Annotated in this window: 17 protein-coding genes and 1 riboswitch; of the genes, 3 read left to right on the forward strand and 14 right to left on the reverse strand. The window is 61.8% G+C overall.

Going from position 1 to position 20393, the window contains the following annotated elements; all coding sequences use genetic code 11:
* Positions 1-44: 44 nt before the first annotated feature.
* Positions 45-2660, reverse strand: coding sequence for an alanine--tRNA ligase (alaS, locus tag BLR26_RS22585; protein WP_093385718.1), 2616 nt, complete (start codon positions 2658-2660; stop codon positions 45-47).
* 351 nt (positions 2661-3011) lie between these two features.
* Positions 3012-3163, forward strand: a riboswitch (FMN riboswitch).
* A 92-nt stretch (positions 3164-3255) separates the two neighbouring features.
* Between alaS and BLR26_RS22590 the strand changes: the two genes are divergently transcribed.
* Entirely contained in the window at positions 3256-3762 is a 507-nt protein-coding gene (locus BLR26_RS22590) for a 6,7-dimethyl-8-ribityllumazine synthase (protein ID WP_045200175.1), read from the forward strand.
* Positions 3763-3936: 174 nt separating this feature from the next.
* Positions 3937-5127, forward strand: a complete 1191-nt coding sequence (locus BLR26_RS22595; RefSeq protein WP_093385723.1) for a M91 family zinc metallopeptidase — start codon at positions 3937-3939, stop codon at positions 5125-5127.
* A gap of 17 nt (positions 5128-5144) precedes the next feature.
* Here BLR26_RS22595 and astE read toward each other — a convergent pair whose 3' ends face one another.
* The 13 genes from astE to acs form a co-directional block, all read right to left on the reverse strand.
* Positions 5145-6152 carry a succinylglutamate desuccinylase gene (astE, locus tag BLR26_RS22600; protein ID WP_045200172.1) on the reverse strand — a complete coding sequence of 336 codons (1008 nt, stop codon included), beginning with the start codon at positions 6150-6152 and terminating at the stop codon, positions 5145-5147.
* A gap of 10 nt (positions 6153-6162) precedes the next feature.
* Positions 6163-6453, reverse strand: a complete 291-nt coding sequence (locus BLR26_RS22605) for a topoisomerase II (RefSeq protein WP_093385728.1) — start codon at positions 6451-6453, stop codon at positions 6163-6165.
* Between the two features lie 14 nt (positions 6454-6467).
* A complete protein-coding gene (astB, locus tag BLR26_RS22610) occupies positions 6468-7817 on the reverse strand; it encodes an N-succinylarginine dihydrolase (RefSeq protein WP_093385733.1) in 1350 nt (449 codons plus the stop codon).
* 24 nt (positions 7818-7841) lie between these two features.
* Positions 7842-9308: a succinylglutamate-semialdehyde dehydrogenase gene (gene astD, locus BLR26_RS22615; protein WP_176794339.1), complete on the reverse strand. Its 1467-nt coding sequence runs from the start codon at positions 9306-9308 to the stop codon at positions 7842-7844.
* Positions 9305-10330, reverse strand: a complete 1026-nt coding sequence (gene astA, locus BLR26_RS22620; protein WP_093385737.1) for an arginine N-succinyltransferase — start codon at positions 10328-10330, stop codon at positions 9305-9307. Before astA ends, astD begins: the two co-directional genes overlap by 4 nt.
* Before the next feature lie 74 nt (positions 10331-10404).
* On the reverse strand, positions 10405-11424 hold the full coding sequence (aruF, locus tag BLR26_RS22625) for an arginine/ornithine succinyltransferase subunit alpha (RefSeq protein ID WP_045200162.1): 1020 nt from the start codon (positions 11422-11424) through the stop codon (positions 10405-10407).
* A 132-nt stretch (positions 11425-11556) separates the two neighbouring features.
* Complete coding sequence (locus tag BLR26_RS22630; protein WP_093385742.1) at positions 11557-12777, reverse strand: aspartate aminotransferase family protein; 1221 nt, start codon at positions 12775-12777, stop codon at positions 11557-11559.
* Between the two features lie 247 nt (positions 12778-13024).
* The gene (gene argR, locus BLR26_RS22635; RefSeq protein ID WP_010226652.1) at positions 13025-14005 is read right to left on the reverse strand and encodes a transcriptional regulator ArgR; all 981 of its coding nucleotides are present in this window, start codon (positions 14003-14005) and stop codon (positions 13025-13027) included.
* A gap of 98 nt (positions 14006-14103) precedes the next feature.
* On the reverse strand, positions 14104-14868 hold the full coding sequence (locus BLR26_RS22640; protein WP_045200156.1) for an ABC transporter ATP-binding protein: 765 nt from the start codon (positions 14866-14868) through the stop codon (positions 14104-14106).
* 67 nt (positions 14869-14935) lie between these two features.
* A complete protein-coding gene (locus BLR26_RS22645) occupies positions 14936-15634 on the reverse strand; it encodes an ABC transporter permease (protein ID WP_045200154.1) in 699 nt (232 codons plus the stop codon).
* The gene (locus BLR26_RS22650) at positions 15631-16320 is read right to left on the reverse strand and encodes an ABC transporter permease (RefSeq protein ID WP_045200553.1); all 690 of its coding nucleotides are present in this window, start codon (positions 16318-16320) and stop codon (positions 15631-15633) included. The genes BLR26_RS22645 and BLR26_RS22650 overlap by 4 nt, the downstream gene beginning before the upstream one ends.
* A 90-nt stretch (positions 16321-16410) precedes the next feature.
* Complete coding sequence (locus BLR26_RS22655; RefSeq protein ID WP_045200152.1) at positions 16411-17196, reverse strand: ABC transporter substrate-binding protein; 786 nt, start codon at positions 17194-17196, stop codon at positions 16411-16413.
* A 515-nt stretch (positions 17197-17711) separates the two neighbouring features.
* Positions 17712-19673, reverse strand: a complete 1962-nt coding sequence (acs, locus tag BLR26_RS22660) for an acetate--CoA ligase (protein WP_045200150.1) — start codon at positions 19671-19673, stop codon at positions 17712-17714.
* Positions 19674-20077: 404 nt separating this feature from the next.
* On the opposite strand from acs, the gene BLR26_RS22665 reads away from it, so the two are divergent.
* Positions 20078-20338 carry a DUF2790 domain-containing protein gene (locus BLR26_RS22665; RefSeq protein WP_045200148.1) on the forward strand — a complete coding sequence of 87 codons (261 nt, stop codon included), beginning with the start codon at positions 20078-20080 and terminating at the stop codon, positions 20336-20338.
* The last annotated feature ends 55 nt before the right edge of the window (positions 20339-20393 follow it).

Raw genomic sequence — 20393 nt, forward strand, 5'->3', positions numbered from 1 at the left:
AACGACGCCATGGCCCGCCACTGGACGGCGGGCCGATGTACGCCTTAAACGCCCTGCTCCACGAATGGCACGGTCAGGGCCAGCGCGCTGTCCAGCGCGGCGGTGTCTACGCCACCACCTTGCGCCATGTCCGGACGACCACCGCCCTTGCCACCCACCGCGGCAGCGGCTTGCTTCATCAAATCACCGGCTTTGAGTTGGCCAGTCAGGTCTTTGGTCACACCGGCAACCAGTACGACCTTTTCCTCATGGACACTGCCGAGCAGGATCACTGCGCGGCCGAGTTTGTTCTTCAGTTGATCGACCAGCGCCAGCAGCGCCTTGCCATCCTGGCCATCCAGACGCGCGGCCAGGACTTTCACGCCCTTGACCTCGACGGCTGCACTGGACAGGTCGTCGCCAGCAGCGCTGGCAGCCTTGGCCTGCAGTTGCTCCAGCTGTTTTTCCAGCTGGCGGTTGCGCTCCAGCACTGCCGAGAGCTTGTCGATCAGGTTTTCGCGGCTACCCTTGACCAGTTGCGCGGCTTCCTTGAGCTGCTCTTCGGCAGCGTTCAGGTAAGCCAGTGCGGCAGCGCCGGTGACCGCTTCGATCCGGCGTACGCCGGAGGCCACGCCACCTTCGCTGATGATCTTGAGCAGGCCGATATCACCGGTACGCTTGGCGTGGATACCGCCGCACAGCTCGACGGAGAAATCGCCGCCCATGCTCAGCACCCGCACGCTGTCGCCGTACTTCTCGCCGAACAGCGCCATGGCGCCCTTCTGCTTGGCGGTTTCGATATCGGTCTCTTCGGTTTTCACCTCGGAGTTCTTGCGCACTTCGCGGTTGACGATGTCTTCCAGGGCCTTGAGCTGCTCTGGCTTGACCGCCTCGAAGTGACTGAAGTCGAAGCGCAGGCGCTGGCTATCGACCAGCGAGCCCTTCTGTTGTACGTGATCGCCCAGCACCTGGCGCAGCGCAGCGTGCAGCAGGTGGGTGGCGGAGTGGTTCAGCGAGGTGGCGTGCTGGACGTCGGCATCGACCCGGGTCTGCACCTGGGTGCCGACAGTCAGGGTGCCGCTGGCCACCACACCGTGGTGCAGGAAGGCGCCGCCGGTCTTGGTGGTGTCGCGCACGTCAAAGCGCACGTTGTCGGCCTGCAGGTAGCCGGTGTCGCCCACCTGGCCACCGGACTCGGCGTAGAACGGCGTGCGGTCGAGGATGACCACGCCCTCCTCGCCTTCGCCCAGCTGCTCGACAACCTTGCCGTCCTTATAAAGAGCAACGATGCTGGCGCTGCCTTCGGTGGCGTTGTAGCCGGTGAACTCGGTGGCCACGTCGACCTTGACCAGGGTGTTGTAGTCCAGGCCGAAGGCGCTGGCGGAGCGGGCACGCTCACGCTGGGCTTCCATCTCGCGCTCGAAGCCTGCTTCGTCGATGGTCAGCTCACGTTCGCGGGCGATGTCGGCGGTCAGGTCCATCGGGAAGCCATAGGTGTCGTACAGTTTGAACACCACGTCACCCGGCACCACGCTGCCCTTGAGCTCGGCCAGGTCCTGCTCGAGGATCTTCAGGCCCTGCTCCAGGGTCTTGGCGAACTGCTCTTCTTCAGCCTTGAGCACGCGCTCGATGTTGGCCTGCTGCTTGAGCTCGGGGAAGGCTTCGCCCATCTCGGCGACCAGGGCGGCGACGATCTTGTAGAAGAAGCTGCCGGTGGCGCCCAGCTTGTTACCGTGGCGGCAGGCGCGACGGATGATGCGGCGCAGGACGTAGCCGCGGCCTTCGTTGGACGGCAGTACGCCGTCGGCAATCAGGAAGCTGCAGGAACGGATGTGGTCGGAGACCACCTTGAGCGACGACTGCTCGGCATTGGCGCAGCCGATGGCGGCGGCCGAAGCGCTGAGCAGGTTGCGGAACAGGTCGATCTCGTAGTTCGAGTGCACATGCTGCATGACCGCACTGATGCGCTCCAGGCCCATGCCGGTATCCACCGACGGTGCAGGCAGCGGGTGCAGCACGCCATCGGCAGTGCGGTTGAACTGCATGAAAACGTTGTTCCAGATCTCGATGTAACGGTCGCCATCTTCTTCCGGCGAGCCGGGCGGGCCGCCCCAGATGTCGGCGCCGTGATCATAGAAGATCTCGGTGCAAGGGCCGCACGGGCCGGTATCGCCCATGGTCCAGAAGTTGTCGGAGGCGTAGGGCGCGCCCTTGTTGTCGCCAATGCGCACCATGCGCTCGGCCGGTACGCCGATCTCTTTGGTCCAGATGTCGTATGCCTCGTCGTCGCTGGCATAGACGGTGACCCAGAGTTTCTCTTCCGGCAGGCTCAGCACCTTGGTCAGGAAGGTCCAGGCGTAGGTGATCGCGTCCTTCTTGAAGTAATCACCGAAGCTGAAGTTGCCCAGCATTTCGAAGAAGGTGTGGTGACGGGCGGTGTAGCCGACGTTTTCCAGGTCGCTGTTCTTGCCACCGGCGCGCACGCATTTCTGGCTGCTGGTCGCGCGGGTGTAGGCGCGCTTTTCCTGGCCAAGGAAGCAGTCCTTGAACTGGTTCATCCCCGCGTTGGTGAACAGCAGGGTCGGGTCGTTGCCCGGAATCAAGGAGCTGGAGGCAACTCGGGTGTGTCCCTGCTCTTCGAAGAAGCGAAGGAAGGCTTCACGGATTTCTGCGCTTTTCATAGGTTCTTCCACGGAAACGGCGGCCTTAAGGCAAATGCTTGCGTCAAATTGACGAAACGACGGCAAAGGGCCGCATTATATCGGGCCTTAGGCTCGGGTGCAGTGTGTTTATGCTATAGAAACCGTCAATTGGACGGCCTGCAACGACAACGTCAGCGAAAAACCGCTCGCTGGCACCCTGCCCGGCCTCTCAGGGCCTGTTGTGATCTGGTGACACGGTATTACTGGGGCCGTATAAAACAATTGGCAAGGTTTCCCTGATGAAATGTCGTTCATCCGGAAAAAACCGTTAGCAGCCTATACGTTTACCTGACATCTGTGCTAATAATTCCCCGCCGCCGATACCGGTGGCAACGTTCTCAGGGCGGGGTGCAATTCCCCACCGGCGGTAATTGCGCGCAATGCGCATAGCCCGCGAGCGCTTGCAGGCCAGCCTGTAAGGTCAGCAGACCCGGTGTGATTCCGGGGCCGACGGTCATAGTCCGGATAAAGAGAGAACGGGATAGGCGCAGCCGCGCCTGTCGCTTTGCACCTGCACGGCGAAATCCCCTTCGATCCAGCGCCCTGTTTCTCATACAAACAGGAGTCCGTTTCAATGCAACCTACCGCAATCGATAGCAAGAACCCTTCCCACGAGCGCATCGCCTTCATCCAGGCTTGCTGGCACAAAGACATTGTCGACCAGGCGCGCAAGGCATTCGTCGAGGAAATGGGTAAACAAGGCTATCAGCCCAGCGACATCGACTTCTTCGAAGTCGGCGGCGCTTTCGAGATCCCCCTGCACGCCAAGCTGCTGGCCCGTGGCGGCCGCTACGCTGGCATCGTTGCTGCCGGGCTGGTGGTCGATGGCGGCCTGTACCGCCACGAGTTCGTCGCCCAGTCGGTGATCAGCGGCCTGATGCAGGTGCAACTGGAAACCGAAGTGCCGGTGTTCTCGGTAGTGCTGACCCCGCACCACTTCCATGCCGGCGACGAGCACCAGAACTTCTACTTCGAACACTTCCTGGTCAAGGGCGTGGAAGCGGCGAAAACTTGCGCCGATACCTTGCAGAAGTTGCGTGCGTTACGCCGTAACGAAGTAGCGCAAAAACGCGCAATCTAGTCCTGCATCACCAGCGCCGGCCGCACCGCTGCGGCCGGTTCTTGGGCCCGTGGCACCGCTCAGCGATGGGCCTGGCAGCCTCCCCGCCTTGCGCACAGATGCATAAATATGTAGTGCCCGGACATGTTCAAACCTCCATAGCCTGACGTTTTCCCAACGCCCAATGGAGTGGACATGTACAACTTAACCAACCCCAATCCGACTTACTACCTCACCGGGCGCGGCTCGGGCTATGCCCACTTCCAGTATGACGATGACCCGGATCCTGGCGCGGTCCGTCAAGTGATCCTGCTGCATGAGGACAGCAATGTCACCGTCACCTCGGAACACTTCAAGCACTCGAAAACCAGCGCCCCTCACACAAGTCAGGTGGATATACAGGTCCGGTCACCTGCTGAAAATATTGAAATTTCAACCCTGGACTGCAACCTGCAAGCTGTCATCGGCACGACCAGATTTGTCCTGGCGATGAACGACGATCAAATACTGGTCCTGCGCACTCAAAACGCTGGCAGCAGGATCTGGATCACTGAAGACGTGCATCACCAAGTCATTATCAATGCGGGTAATGGCAACAACCATATCGAAACGGGCAGCGGCGACAGCAAAATCTACGTCGGGGCCGGCAACAATCGTATTGTCCTCGGCACAGGGCTTACCTACATCGAAACGGGCTCAGGAGAAAACCGTATCGACGGCAACATCCTGCTGGGCAGCGCAGGCAGTGAGATCTTCTACGCCCGCAACCTGCCCGGCGACAGCCGCTTCAGCCAACCGGTAAGCCCTGAACATGCGGCCCTGGGCAATAACAGTATCCGCCCACAAGGGGACTCACGCTTTCAACGCCTGGTCGCCGACCACCTTGACCTGCTGCGCAAGACCAGCACGGGAAGACAGCTGCTGTCGGCACTGGACAACAGACCCTCGATCACGGTGGACGAAATCCTGAACCATTTACCCTCGGGCTATGAGCCCGACATGGATTTCGATGACAGTTTCGGTGATCATTTCGTTGCACCTAACGGCGATCCGGGCATTGGCGACGCTGGCGGAAAACTGCACTTCAACCCTGCAGGGCCAGCTTCCGACGACCTGCCCCTGCTGGATTTCTATCGTTGCCTGTGCAATGCCTGGAACTCCCTCACCGGCTCGGTTTTCCCAGGCACCTCAATGATCACCACACGAGCCGGCAAGCAACAGGAGGTAGCTAATTCGCAACTGCAGGCCATCGGCATTATCACCAGCCATAGGCCTTTTGATTTCGGCTTGTCCGCCGATACCCCTGCCCTGCGTACCAACCCAGCGCCCTTTACGGAAAATGCCTTGCGCCTGGAGCTGGGCCTGGCTCCGCGAATTCACTTTTAAGTTAAAACGTGCCCAACTCAAGCAAGGCCCTGATCTGACGCGGGCACGATCAAAATACCCGCCCGAAGGCCGTTCTTGACTTTCGGGTTGGGGAAGATGATGCGCGCGCCCTGCTCTTCGACAATCCAGCGGGTATCGGCGATATCCTCGGCCAGCAGATAGCCGGGTTCGAGCTCCGAAAAGTTCTCGACATCGGCCGGCAGGTTCAGGCGAAAATGCTCGCTGTGCTTGATGATCTCGCGCGCCACGCTGAACAGTTTCAATCCATCCAGGGCCTCAGGCGGCTCGGGTTCGGTGCCATCGATAATCTGTTTGAGGCGGGTTTCCAGGCGATCGACGTTGACCGCGCCGTTCTCTCCGAACGGCCGCGCCTTGCCCAGTTCCAGGGTAAAGGCTTCGGCCCCCAGTTGCTCATAGGTGTAGGCCGTGAAGGTGATCGACACCTTGCTCTGCAGCAGCACCGCCTCCATGCCGGCCGCGCTCAGGCGCGCCAGTTCGCGGCGCGAATGCTGGCGGCCTTCCTTGTACGGATAGAGCGCGAACTGCTCGATCTTCGAACCGCGAATGGCGGTGTGCAGGTCGTAATGCAGACGGGTGCGATCAGGCACACTGAAGAAAGTCGCCGCCAGGCGCTCCAGCTCGCAGGCGCGCAGGGCCTCGGGGCCGCTGGTCTGATCGTGGCGACCATTGAAAAGGCGGTTGACGTCTTGCTCGATATAACGCTCGCCGCGGCGGATTGCGTCAGGGTTACCGAACAGGAACAGAATACGCGCGCGCGGCTTGAGATCGCCGCGGGCAATGTCGTGCAGCAACCGGTCAAGCAGCTCGATCGGTGCGGTTTCGTTGCCATGGATACCCGCCGACAGCAGCAGGTCCAGGCCATTGTCAAGGGCATCGGGCGGGCGCACTTCGAGGGCGCCCTCGCCGAGCCAGCGCATGCGTACGCCTTCGACAGTCAGCTGGGTCTTCTCTGCCGGTTCACGACCGGCCAGGGTCAGTTCAAGCAGTTTGCCGAGGGCGAGCATGGGCTATTCCTTAGTGATGGTGGCCGCAATCGGGACCATGGACGTGATCATCGTCGTCGCCGGCATCAGCCGGTTCCATTTCCAGCTGCAGGCTCACCAGGTTGGTGGCCAGCGGGCGCAGCAGCAGGTTGGCGTACTCGGTGTCGTCTTCTTCAACGTCGACGCCGATCAGCAGCTGACCACGGCCATCCTGCTGAATCCATACCTCCTTGCCTTGCCAGACCACCGCAAAGCGGGTGCAGGAAGTTTCCAGCTGGGTACCAGCTTCATCTTCAAGGATCAGCTGCAGGGCGTCGGACATAGTCGAATTCTCTCTCAAGGTTGGAGTTGGAACGGATAGACCGAACCCAGTTTGAGGATCTGGGTCAGTTCATCCAGTGCCGTACGACATTCCAGCAACAGCTGCGGATCGGCCAGGTCGGTTTCGCTCAGGCGATCGCGGTAGTGCTTGTCGACCCATTGGGTCAAGGTGTCGTACAGCGGTGCGGTCATGATAACGCCTGGATTGACCGCCGCCAGTTCCGTTTCTTTCAATGCCACACGCAAGCGCAGGCACGCCGGCCCGCCACCGTTCTGCATGCTTTGCTTGAGGTCGAAGACCTTGACCTCGCCGACCGGCCCGCCCGAGCGGGTCAAGGACGACAGATAGGCCCAGACCCGCTCGTTGTTGCGACACTCTTCCGGCACGATCAGCAGCATCGAACCATCGGCGCGAGACAGCAACTGGCTGTTGAACAGGTACGAACGCACCGCGTCCTCTACCGTTACAGCCGAGCGCGGTACGCAGATTGCCTTGAAGTTGCCGCCTCGTTTAGCCAGTTTAGCCTGCAGTTGGCCAAGCATCGCCTCGGTCTCGAGGAAGGCGTCCTCGTGGTAGAACAGCACTTCGCCGTTACCTACCGCGATCACGTCGTTGTGGAACACGCCCTGGTCGATCACCGCCGGGTTCTGCTGGGCGAACACCACGCCCTCCTCGCTCAGGCCGTGCAGGCGTGCGACGGCTTGCGACGCCTCAAGCGTCTGGCGTGCCGGGTACTTCTGTGGCGCCGGGTAGCGGGTGTCGAAGGCGCTGCGGCCGTAGACGAAGAACTCGACACCGGCCTCGCCGTAGCTGCGGCAGAAACGTGTGTGGTTGGCCGCGCCTTCGTCACCAAACTGCGCTACCGCCGGCAAAGCGGCGTGGTGGGCAAAATGCTTGTTATCGGCAAACATGGCGCCGAGCACGCGGCTGGTGGTTGGGTGCTCGATGCTGCGGTGGTACTTGCAGTTGAGGTTGGCGGCGGTGAAGTGCACGCGACCGTCCGCAGTGTCGGCACTGGGGCTGACAGTGGCGGCGTTGGCCACCCACATGCTCGAGGCCGAGCAGCTGGCGACCAGCAACGGCATGGCCTCTTTGGCGGCACGCTCGATCACTTGTGCGTCGGTTCCAGTGAAACCCAGGCGACGTAGTGCTGCCACGTCCGGGCGCTCCTGCGGGGCCAGTACGCCTTGCTGGAAGCCCATCTCCATCAACGCCTTCATCTTCGCCAGGCCCTGACGCGCCGCTTCACGCGGGTTGGATGCCTGCTGGCTGTTGCTTTGCGAAGCAACGTTACCGTACGACAGCCCGCCGTAGTTGTGCGTCGGTCCGACCAGACCATCAAAATTCACTTCAAACGATTTCATCGGCAAGGCTCCGTGGACCTTTTGTTATAGGGAGACGCCGGGCGTCAGTGTCGCAGGCAGGGTCAGGCTGGCGGTCTCCAGCGAGGCTACCGGGTAAGCGCAATAATCAGCCGCGTAATAGGCACTGGCGCGGTGGTTGCCGCTGGCGCCCACGCCACCGAATGGCGCGCTGCTGGCGGCGCCGGTCAGTTGCTTGTTCCAGTTGACGATGCCGGCGCGGCTTTGCAGCCAGAAGTACTGATAGCGCGCGTGGGAATCGGACAACAGGCCGGCGGCCAGGCCGTACTGGGTGTTGTTGGCCTCGGCGATGGCCGCATCGAAATCACTGTAGCGAATCACTTGCAGCAGCGGGCCGAAGAACTCTTCGTCCAGGCGCTCGGCGACTGCGCTGACATCGATGATGCCCGGGGTCAACAGGGCAGCGGTGGCTTGCGGCTGGGTCATTGGCAGCAGCGACACGCCGCCGTTGCCGAGCAGGTGCGCCTGAGCATCGAGCAGTGCCTTGGCCGCGCCCAGGGAAATCACCGAGCCCATGAACGGCGCCGGCTGCTGGTCGAAGGCACCGACCGTAATGTTCTTGCTCACTTCGACCAGGCGTTTGAGCAGCGCATCGCCCCAGGCGCCTTGCGGCACCAGCAGGCGGCGCGCGCAGGTGCAGCGCTGGCCGGCGGAAATGAACGCCGACTGGATGATGGTGTACACCGCAGCGTCAAGGTCCTTGACCTCGTCGACCACCAGCGGGTTGTTGCCGCCCATCTCCAGGGCCAGGATCTTGTCCGGGCGCCCGGCGAACTGCTGGTGCAGCAGGTTGCCAGTGCGGCTGGAGCCGGTGAAGAACAAACCGTCGATGCCCGGGTTGGCAGCCAGGGCCACGCCGGTTTCGCGGGCGCCCTGGACCAGGTTGAGCACGCCTGCCGGCAGGCCGGCGTCGATCCAGCACTTGACCGTCAGCTCGGCGACTTTCGGAGTCAGCTCGCTGGGCTTGAACACCACGGTATTACCGGCCAGCAGCGCCGGGACAATATGCCCGTTGGGCAGGTGGCCGGGGAAGTTGTACGGGCCGAACACTGCAACCACACCGTGAGGCTTATGGCGCAGCACGGCGGTGGCATCGGCCAGCGGGCCGCTCTTTTCACCGGTGCGTTCGCGGTAGCTCTGTACCGAAATCGCTACCTTGTTGACCATGCTGGTCACTTCGGTGGCGGCTTCCCACAGCGGCTTGCCGGTTTCTTCACCGATGCAGCGCGCCAGCTCGTCGGCATTGGCCTTGAGCGCCGCGGCAAAGGCTTCAAGCACGCTGATGCGCGCTTCCAGCGACTGCAGCGCCCAGCCGGCAAAGGCCTGGCGCGCGGCCTTGACCGCACTGTCGACCTGCCCGGCGTTGGCGCCCTGGCCTTGCCAGACAACCTGCTGGCTGACCGGGTTAAGTGATTGCAGCGCTTCGCCCTGCCCTGCCTGCCAACTGCCGGCGATAAAGTGAGTCGTCATTATTTGGCCTCCCGGGCAGCAGACAGTGGTACCGCACGCACCTGGTCACCAGCGCTCAGGCGCAGGCGTTTGGCGGTCTGAGGATCGACCACCAGGGTGCCGGCAGCAAGGCGCGCCGGTGCGGCAGTAATGCGGCAGTCTTCACGCTTGCGGTTGTGGATGATGAATGGGGTGGCATCGTCGCCTGGAGTGCCAACAGCCAGCACCAGTGCCTGGCTGTCGTGCACCGCACGAATCTTGGCGGTCTCGCACTCCACCGCAGGGCCTGCGTCAAAGATATCGACATAGCCCTGGTAGCTGAAACCTTCGCTCTTGAGCATCGCCAGCGCAGGCTCTGTGTCGGTGTGCACCCGGCCAATGACGTTGCGCGCCGCTTCCGAGAGGAAGCAGGTGTACAACGGAAACTTGGGCATCAGCTCGGCAATGAAGGCCTTGTTGCCGACACCGGTCAGGTAGTCGGCCTGGCTGAATTCCATCTTGAAGAAGTGCCGGCCCAGGCTTTCCCAGAACGGCGAACGACCCTGCTCGTCGGACATACCGCGCATTTCGGCAATGATCTTGTTGCCGAACAGCTCCGGGAACTCGGCGATAAACAGCAACCGCGCCTTGGCCAGCAGGCGGCCATTGAGGCCACTGCGGTGATCGGCGCGCAGGAACAGCGAGCACAGTTCGGAGTTGCCGGTCAGGTCGTTGGCCAGGAACAGGGTGGGAATTTCCCGGTAGATGTTCAGCTCCTGGGAAGCGCTGACGGTCAGGCCGACCCGGTAGTTGTACCAGGGCTCACGCAGGCCGACCGCGCCGGCGATGGCAGAGATACCCACCACCACGCCTTCGTCGTTTTCCAGCACGAACAGGTAGTCGGCATCGCCGCGCTCGGCTTCGCCACGGAAGGTTTTCTCGGCCCAGCCGACCCGGTGCGACAGGCGCTGTTCATTGGCCGGCAAGGTGGTCAGGCCGGTGCCGGTGCTGCGCGCCAGCTCGATCAGCGCGGGTAAATCGCTGCTGCGTACGGGACGAACGATCATGCTATCTCCTCGGGCGGCGGCCTTTGGCCTGCCGCAAAACTCGACCTGGGTGCTCGATTATCGAACCGCAGGGATCAAACCGCGACCAGACGCACGCTGGCGCCTTCGCCGACGCCCAGGGCTTCGGCGGCTTCAAGACTGAGGCTGACCGGCTTACCGGGGGCCCAGTCGAGCTCCAGCAGCACTGCGCGGTAGTCCTGCAACTGGCCATTGCTGACCAGGTACGGGCGCCCGCCCTTGCTGGCAGAGTCGTCCAGCTTGACCGGCATCACCCGGCTCTGGGCAATCGACCGTATCCCGGAAACCCGCGCATGCAGGGTCGGGCCGCCGTCGAAAATGTCGATGTAGTGATCGGTCTCGAAGCCTTCGCGCATCAGGATGTCGAAGGTGATCTGCGCCCGCGGATGCACCTGGCCCATGGCCTCCTGCGCGGCGTCCGGCAGCAGAGGCACGTAGATCGGGTAATGAGGCATCAGCTCGGCCAGGAAGGTCCGGCTCTTGAGGCCGCACAGGCGCTCGGCCTCGGCGTAGTTGAGGTCGAAGAAGTTGCGCCCGATGGCGTCCCAGAACGGCGAATCACCATGCTCGTCGCTGTAGCCGACAATCTCGGTCACCACCGATTCGGCAAAGCGCTCCGGGTGGGCGGCCATGAACAGCAGGCGGCCACGGGAGTTGAGCTCGGCCCAGCCGCTGCCGACCAGTTCCGGCAGTACGTAGAAGCTGGTCAGCAGGCTGTTGCCGGTCAGGTCGTGGCACTGCGAGAGGACGTGGATCTTGTTGTGGATCTTCAGCTCGCGCGACGCATGCACGAAGGTCTCGTTGCGAAAGCTGTAGAACGGCTCGGAATAGCCGGCCGAGGCAACGATGGCCGAGCAGCCGACCAGCTTGCCGCTGCTGCTGTCTTCGAGAACAAAGAAGTAGCTCTCTTCACCGTTGAAGCTGACTTCAGCGGCGAAGGAGGTTTCCGAAGCGGCAATCTTGTCGCTCAGGCGACCGGCATCATCCGGCAAGGACGTGACACCAATGGGGCTGTCTGCGGCAAGACGCTGCACTTCGCCCAGATCAGCCATTTGCGCGGGGCGCATCACCAGCATGGTGTCACTCCTTTCGGGTATACAGGCCGACATCCGCCGGCTCAGATAAAAACAGCAGGCGCCCGCAGGCACCTGCTCTGGAATTCGGTATCACCGGCCCCGCAGGGCCGATGACAGGACTGCAGGCGTGAATCAGGCCTGAGTCAGTTTTGCCGCGGCACGCTCGAAACGATCCAGGCCTTCGTCGATGTCGGCATCTTCGACCACCAGGCTCGGGGCGAAACGCACGACATCCGGGCCGGCTTGCAGGACCATCAGGCCTTCTTTCTCGGCGGCGTTGAAGACGTCCTTGGCCTTGCCCTTCCAGGCTTCAGACAACACGCAACCGATCAGCAGGCCAACGCCACGTACCTGGGTGAACAGGCCGTACTTCTCGCCGATCTGCTCCAGGCGCGCCTTGAACTTCTGGTGCTTGGCCTTGACGCCGGCCAGCACTTCAGGGGTGTTGACCACATCCAGCACGGCGTTGGCCACCGCACAAGCCAGCGGGTTGCCGCCGTAGGTGGTGCCGTGGGTGCCGACGGCCAGGTGCTTGGCCAGGTCTTCGGTGGTCAGCATGGCGCCGATCGGGAAACCGCCGCCCAGGCTCTTGGCGCTGGAGAGGATGTCCGGGGTCACGCCGTAGTGCTGGTAGGCGAACAGCGAGCCAGTACGGCCAACGCCGGTCTGCACTTCGTCGAAGATCAGCAGCGCGTTGTGCTTGTCGCACAGCTCGCGGGCGCCTTGCAGGTAGGCAACGTCAGCCGGGACCACGCCGCTTTCACCCTGGATCGGCTCGATGACCACAGCACAGGTCTTGTCGGAGATCTGTGCCTTGAGCGCTTCCAGGTCGTTGTACGGCACGTGGCTGATGCCGGTGATTTTCGGCCCGAAACCGTCGGAGTATTTCGGCTGGCCGCCGACGCTGACGGTGAACAGGGTACGACCGTGGAAGCTGTTAACGGTGGCGATGATTTCGTGCTTCTCAGGGCCGAAACGGTCGTGGGCGACACGACGGGCCAGCTTGAATGCGGCCTCGTTGGCTTCGGCACCGGAGTTGCAGAAGAACGCACGGTCGGCAAAGGTCGCGTCGACCAGCTTGTGCGCCAGGCGCAGGGCCGGCTCGTTGGTGAACACGTTGGACACGTGCCACAGTTTGTTGGCCTGCTCGGTCAGGGCGCCAACCAGCGCCGGATGCGCATGGCCAAGCACGTTTACGGCGATGCCGCCGGCGAAATCGATCAGCTCGCGGCCCGCCTGATCCCACACGCGGGAGCCCGCTCCACGGACGGGAATGAAAGCCGCCGGTGCATAGTTGGGGACCATCACTTGATCGAAATCGGCGCGGTGCACCGGAGCTTGCGGAGCGGACATCGGAGTCTCCTGAAGAGGAACGCCTGCCTGGAACTGGCGAGCGATGGGGGGATTGTAAGGACAGATCGGCGCCTGACCTTGCCGCCAAGCGACAACTTCTTATAGCGCCAAACCCTGTTTTACCAAGGCTTACGGCAATGCGACAAATAGGGTCGCAAAGGCGCAGTTTAAACGCTGCAGGGAATATGCGGGAGATTCTGTATGGGCGGTTCGATCGCGGCGACCCGACTTGCCCCGCGATCAAAAATCAACCGCGCTCGGCGGGTACCGAAGACAGTTCGAACGGGCTGCTGCTTCGTCGCTGGTTACGATCTTCGCGCGGCGTGGCACCGAAGAAGTTGCGATAGGCGCTGGAGAAATGCGGCCCGGAAGAAAACCCGCAAGAGAGGCCGATCTGGATGATCGACTTGCTGGTCTGCATCAGCATCTGCCGGGCCTTGTTCAGCCGCAGCTCCAGGTAATACTGGCTCGGCACGCGATTGAGGTACTGCTTGAAGATCCGCTCCAGTTGGCGGCGCGAGACGCATACATGCTGGGCGATCTCGTCGGTGGTCAGCGGCTCTTCGATATTGGCTTCCATCAGCAGCACGGCCTGGGTCAGCTTCGGGTGGCTGGAGCCCAGGCGGTTCTGCAGCGGAATGCGCTGGCGCTCGCCGCCCTCGCGAATCCGCTCGACCACCAGTTCTTCCGACACCGCACCGGCAAGCTCGGCACCGTGATCGCGGGCCAGCACCGCCAGCAACAGGTCGATCACCGACATGCCGCCGCACGCTGTCAGGCGGTCGCGGTCCCAGTCGAACAGGTGGCTGGTGGCGATGACCTTGGGGAAACGCTCGGCGAAATCATCCTGCCAGCGCCAGTGCACTGCGGCCCGGTAACCATCGAGCAGGCCCAGTTGCGCCAACGGATAGACCCCCGCCGACAAGCCGCCGACCACGCAACCGGCACGCACCAGTTGCTTGAGTGCGCTGGCCAGGCTCGAGGCCACGGCCTGCGGCGGCTCGTCCGCCAGCAGGAACAGCTTCTGACAGCCTTCGAGCTTGCCCGCCCACGGCTCGCCCGGCAGGCGCCAGGCACCCTCGCCAGGCGCTTCGGCCTGCAGGAAGGACAACTCGTAGACCACTTCCGGATGAACCTTCTGTGCTACCCGCAACACCTCCTCGGCCAGCGCCAGGGTCAGGGCTTTGGTGCTGGGCCAGATGAGAAAACCGATTCGCTGGGTGGTCATGGGATGCGGTCCGAAACCTGAGAGAGGTCAAGAAGTTAGAGCCTGGTCAGGCTGCGCTTGATACGCAGCATGACCCATTTTGGTGCAAAGCGGCAATCTTACTTCAAGCTGCCCGAGAGGAACTGCTGCAGACGTTCCGACTGCGGATTGACCAGCACTTCGCGCGGGTTGCCGCTCTCTTCCACCAGGCCCTTGTGCAGGAACACCAGCTGGTTCGACACCTCACGGGCAAAGCCCATTTCGTGGGTGACCACGACCATGGTCCGGCCTTCCTGTGCCAGCGACTGCATGACCTTGAGCACGTCGCCAACCAGCTCCGGGTCGAGCGCCGAGGTCGGCTCGTCGAACAGCATCACTTCCGGCTCCATGGCCAGCGCCCGGGCAATCGCCACGCGCTGCTGCTCACCACCGGACATATGCCCAGGATAGGCGTCCTTGCGGTGGGCGACACCGACTTTGGCCAGGTAGTGCTCGGCTTTTTCCAGGGCGTCTTTCTTCGACATGCCGAGCACGTGCACCGGCGCTTCGATGATGTTTTCCAGCGCGGTCATGTGCGACCACAGGTTGAAGTGCTGGAACACCATCGACAGGCGCGAACGCATGCGCTGCAGCTGCTTGGGATCGGCGGCCTTGAGCGCGCCATCCTTGTTGGCTACCAGCTTCAACTCTTCGTTGTTGAGCAGGATCTTGCCCGCGTGCGGCTGCTCGAGCAGGTTGATGCAGCGCAGGAAGGTACTTTTGCCCGAACCGCTGGAGCCGATGATGCTGATCACGTCGCCTGCCTTGGCCGCCAGGGACACGCCCTTGAGCACTTCGTGACTGCCGTAGCGTTTATGCAGGTCTTGGATTTCGAGTTTGTACATGCTGTCGATTCTCACAAAGCAGTCAGTCTTGAGCTAACGCTCAGGGCGAAAAAGTGGGCGCAGGCCGTCAGTGCTTGCGCGGCGCCAGGTAGCCCAGCCAGCGGCGCTCAGCCAGCTTGAACAGGCGCACCAGAATGAAGGTCAGGCACAGGTAGAACACTCCGGCCGTGATGTAGGCCTCGAACGGCAGGTAGTACTGGGCGTTGACCGTGCGCGCCGCACCGGTGATGTCGATCAGGGTGACGATCGACGCCAGGCTGGTGGTCTGCAGCATCATGATCACTTCGTTGCTGTACTGCGGCAGCGCCCGGCGCAGGGCCGATGGCAGGAGGATGCGGCGGTACATCTTGACCCGCGACATGCCCATGGCCTTGGCCGCCTCGATCTCGCCATGGGGCGTGGCCTTGAGGCTGCCGGCGATGATCTCGGCGGTATAGGCGCTGGTGTTGATGGCAAAGGCCAGGCAGGCACAGAAGGTTGCACTGGACAGCCACGGCCAGAGGAAGCTTTCACGCACCGCTTCGAACTGGGCCAGGCCGTAGTAGATCAGAAACAGCTGCACCAGCATCGGCGTGCCGCGGATCACGTAGGTATAGAGCCAGGCGCTCATGTTCACCAAAGGCTGCTTGGAGACCCGCATCAGGCCCAGCGGGATCGCCGCCAGCAAACCGAACAGCAGCGACAGCGCCAGCAGCTTGAGGGTGGTCAGCAGGCCGCTCAGGTACAGCGGCAGCGCTTCCCAGATGACGTTGTAGTCGAAAATCATAGATCAGCCGCCTTTACGCCAACCGAGTAGCGCTTCTCGAGGTAACGCAGGGCCAGCAGCGAAACACTGGTGATCACCAGGTACAGCGCCGCTACCGCCAGGAAGAAGGTGAAAGGTTCGCGGGTGGCATCGGCCGCCTGCTTGGCCTTGAACATCATGTCCTGCAGGCCCACTACCGAAATCAGTGCGGTTGCCTTGGTCAGGACCAGCCAGTTGTTGGTGAAGCCGGGGATCGCCAGGCGAATCATCTGCGGCACCAGCACCCGGAAGAACACTTGCAGGCTGCTCATGCCATAGGCCATGCCGGCTTCGGCCTGCCCCTTGGGAATGGCCATGAACGCCCCGCGGAAGGTTTCCGACAGATAGGCACCAAAGATGAAGCCCAAGGTGCCGATACCCGCCATCAGCGGATTGAGGTCGATGTAGTCGTCAAAGCCCAGTAGCGGCGCGACGCGATTGAGCAGATCCTGGCCGCCGTAGAAAATCAGCAGGATCAGAACCAGATCGGGAATCCCGCGGATCACGGTGGAATACAGATCGCCGAGCCAGGCCAGCCAGCGCACTGGCGACAAACGCAGCGCCACACCGATCAGACCGAGCACGATGGCCAGGGCCATGGACGACAAGGCGAGCTGTAGCGTCAGCCACGCTCCGTCGAGGATGACTGCCCCGTAGCCTTTCAACATGATGAGGTCCTCGACCTTAGGGATGAAAAAATGGTGCAAACCTCAGAGTCTCTGCTGCTTGCACCATTGAACAGGTGAAACGTCGACGATTTACTTGGCGTCTGGGCCGTAGATGTCGAAGTTGAAGTACTTGTCCTGAATCTGCTTGTACTTGCCGTTGGCACGGATGGCCGCGATGGCAGCGTTGATGCGATCCAGGTTGGCCTTGTCGCCTTTGCGCACGGCAATGCCGATGCCGTCACCGAAGTACTTGGCGTCGGTGAACGATGGGCCAACGAAGGCGAAGCCTTTACCGGCATCAGTCTTCAGGAAACCGTCTTCCAACAGCGTAGCATCGGCGACGGTGCCATCCAGACGGCCAGCGGCGACGTCCAGGTAGATTTCGTTCTGGGTGCCGTAAGGAACGATGGTGGCGCCTTGCGCACCGAACACTTCCTTGGCGAAGCGATCGTGGATCGAGCCGCGCTGCACGCCGATCTTCTTGCCCTTGAGCTCAGTCAGGCCTTCGCTGACGGCAGTACCTTCCTTCATCACCAGGCGTGCCGGGGTCAGGTAGTACTTGCCGGTGAAGTCGACGGACTTCTTGCGATCGTCGGTGATCGACATGGACGACAGGATGGCGTCGATCTTGCGCACTTTCAGTGCCGGGATCAGGCCGTCGAACTCCTGCTCGACCCAGGTGCACTTGGCCTTCATTTCTTCGCACAGGGCATTACCGATGTCGTAGTCGAAGCCGGCGATGCTGCCATCAGGCTGCTTGAAAGCGAACGGTGGGTAGGCGGCCTCGATCCCGATTTTCAACGGTTTCTCATCAGCCAGCGCTGCCAGGGAAAACACGGACAGCGCCAGGGCGCCAAGCAGTGCGAGTTTCTTCATCTGGAACTCCATCGGTAAAGGGCAATACGAGGCAGGGTTGAGAACTGCCCGATATGCGAATGGGTACAACGCGAGCTGCGCAGGGTCGGCATTGAAGCAGACGCGACGAGCGAGTGATCGGCATTTTAACGACAGCTCCGAAGCCGATATTTCTTCAATGCGACAACTAGTTACAGAAGCGCAGGAACGCGGGGGCGCAGATATTGACAGCTTTCACGGAATATGCAAAAGCAAAAGACAAATAACCAATCAATCAAGCAATAAGCGGGCCTATTATTGGCAAAGCCTTCTAATCCGGCAAGCGCAGCGTTTCAGCAGGCGAAAACGGGTGGCTGAAATGCCCTGAAAACGTACGGTGGCGTTTCGCAATGCCCCGCTTTTGTGCGAAAGCGGTGACAGAAGGGTTACCGATGATTGTCGAAGTAACAGAAAGCACAAAGCCCCGCCGGAGTAACCCGGCAGGGCTTTGCGTGGACCCGATCGCTGTGCAGGAGCGGGCTTGCCCCGCGATACCTTTAGGCCGAAGCCTTGCTCATGTCCTTGTGGGTATCGATCAGGTGCTGCACCACACCCGGATCGGCCAGGGTCGAGATATCACCCAGGCCGTCGTACTCGGCCGTGGCGATCTTGCGCAGGATGCGGCGCATGATCTTGCCCGAGCGGGTTTTCGGCAGGCCGGGCGCCCACTGGATGACATCCGGCGAGGCAATCGGGCCGATTTCCTTGCGCACCCAGTTCTTCAGCTCCAGGCGCAGTTGCTCGGTTGGCTCGACGCCACCATTGAGGGTGACGTAGACATAGATGCCCTGCCCCTTGATGTCGTGCGGCACGCCAACCACTGCGGCCTCGGCGACTTTCGGGTGGGCGACCATGGCACTTTCGATCTCGGCGGTACCCATGCGGTGGCCGGAGACGTTGAGCACGTCATCGACGCGGCCAGTGATCCAGTAGTAGCCGTCTTCGTCGCGACGGGCACCGTCACCCGTGAAGTACATGCCGCGGAAAGTCTTGAAGTAGGTGTCGACGAAGCGGTCGTGGTCACCGTACAGCGAGCGCGACTGGCCCGGCCAGGAATCGAGGATCACCAGGTTGCCTTCGGCGGCGCCTTCGATCAGGTTGCCAAGGTTATCCACAAGGGCCGGCACCACACCAAAGAACGGACGGGTCGCCGAACCCGGCTTGAGCGCGGTAGCGCCTGGCAGCGGGCTGATCAGCACGCCCCCGGTTTCGGTCTGCCACCAGGTGTCGACGATCGGGCAACGCTCCTTGCCGACGGTGTGGTAGTACCAGTTCCAGGCTTCCGGGTTGATCGGCTCGCCCACCGAGCCCAGCAGGCGCAGGCTGGAACCATCGGCACCGGCGACGGCAGCCTGACCTTCAGCCATCATCGCGCGGATGGCGGTCGGCGCGGTGTAGAGGATGTTGACCTTGTGCTTGTCGATGATCTTCGACACGCGGGTGATGTCCGGATAGTTCGGCACGCCTTCGAACAGCACGGTGGTCGCGCCGTTGGCCAGCGGGCCGTAGACGATGTAGCTGTGGCCGGTGACCCAGCCGACGTCGGCGGTGCACCAGTAGACTTCGCCCGGACGGTAGTCGAACACCCGTTCATGGGTCAGTGCGGCGTAGACCATGTAGCCGCCGGTGGTGTGCAGCACGCCCTTGGGCTTGCCGGTGGAACCGGAGGTGTAGAGGATGAACAGCGCTTCTTCGGCGCCCATTTCCTTCGGCGCACAGTGGCTGGAAGCAACCTTCATCAGGTCTTCGTACCAGATGTCGCGGTGCTGGTGCCAGGCGATGTCGCCACCGGTGCGCTTGCAGACGATGATCTTCTGCACGCTGCTGGTTTCGGGGTTGGTCAGGGCCAGGTCGACGTTGGCTTTGAGTGCGGTGCGACGACCGCCACGCAGACCTTCGTCAGCGGTGATGACGATCTTCGACTTGCAGTCGATTATGCGCCCGGCCAGTGCCTCGGGCGAGAAGCCGCCGAACACCACCGAGTGGATCGCACCGATGCGGGCGCACGCCAGCATGGCGACCACGGCCTCGGGGATCATCGGCATATAGATGGTGACCACGTCACCGCGGTGCACATCCTGGCCACGCAGGGCGTTGGCGAACTTGCACACTTGCTCGTGCAGTTCACGGTAGGTGATGTTGCGGTGTTCGGAAGGGTCGTCGCCTTCCCAGATGATCGCGACTTGATCGCCGCGCTCGGCCAGATGGCGGTCCAGGCAGTTGTAGGAAACGTTCAGAGTGCCGTCAGCAAACCATTTGATATCGACATGGTGGTCGTCGAAGGAGGTCTGCTTGACCTTGGTGAAAGGCTTGATCCAGTCGAGGCGCTGAGCCTGCTCGCGCCAGAAGCCGTCCGGGTTGATCACCGACTGCTGGTACATGGCCTTGTAGGTCGCCTCGTCGGTCAACGTCTTGGCCGCAACCTCGGGACGAACGGGATACAGGGGAGCCGCACTCATCTTTGTTACCTCGGTGTAATAGTTGTTTTTGTATGACCTCGTTGTAACTGTACCAGACTGCGCCGGCCATTCGACGTTGGTAGTAACGCCCTCGTCTTTTCTCCCTGCGACAAACCGCGAAGGCTCAAGGCCGGGTCTGCACGGCGAAAAAATAAAATTACCCGGCAGTCTGCCAGGCGATTGTTACAGTTTCTGCCAACAGTGTTTATCAAAACCGTGGCTGTTTAAGCGCAGGCCGCACTCCTAGAATTCACCTCGCCAGCAACGGCACCACGATTAACTTTCTTGTAGCCCCCCACGAAGGGAAGTTAATCGGCAAATAATCGTGATAGTTGATCCTGCTGTACACGCGGCGCCACAAGCGCTACGTGCCCCCTTACGACCTCAGACAGGTAAAAATGAAGATGAAAGCTTTACTGGTATTGGCACTGGGTAGTCTTTGCAGCGTGGCGATGGCCGACGAAGTTGCAAATGGCGGCGCCGAGCAGATTCCGGTTGAACAGTACAGTTACTCGCAACATCTGGACATCGCCAAGGTCATTTCCATGAGCGAAGTGCCGAATGTCTGCGAAGTGGTCCCGGCGCGCATGACCTACGAAGATTCCCAGGGCAAGCGCCACATTCTCGAGTACCGGGTGATGGGTAACGGGTGCTCGAACGGTTGATCCAACGGGTTGACCGCCTGCAGCGCCTCGGTTGGCATTCAACGAGGCGCGCTGC

Origin of the sequence: Pseudomonas sp. UC 17F4, from assembly GCF_900101695.1 — a bacterium.
Classification (GTDB): domain Bacteria; phylum Pseudomonadota; class Gammaproteobacteria; order Pseudomonadales; family Pseudomonadaceae; genus Aquipseudomonas.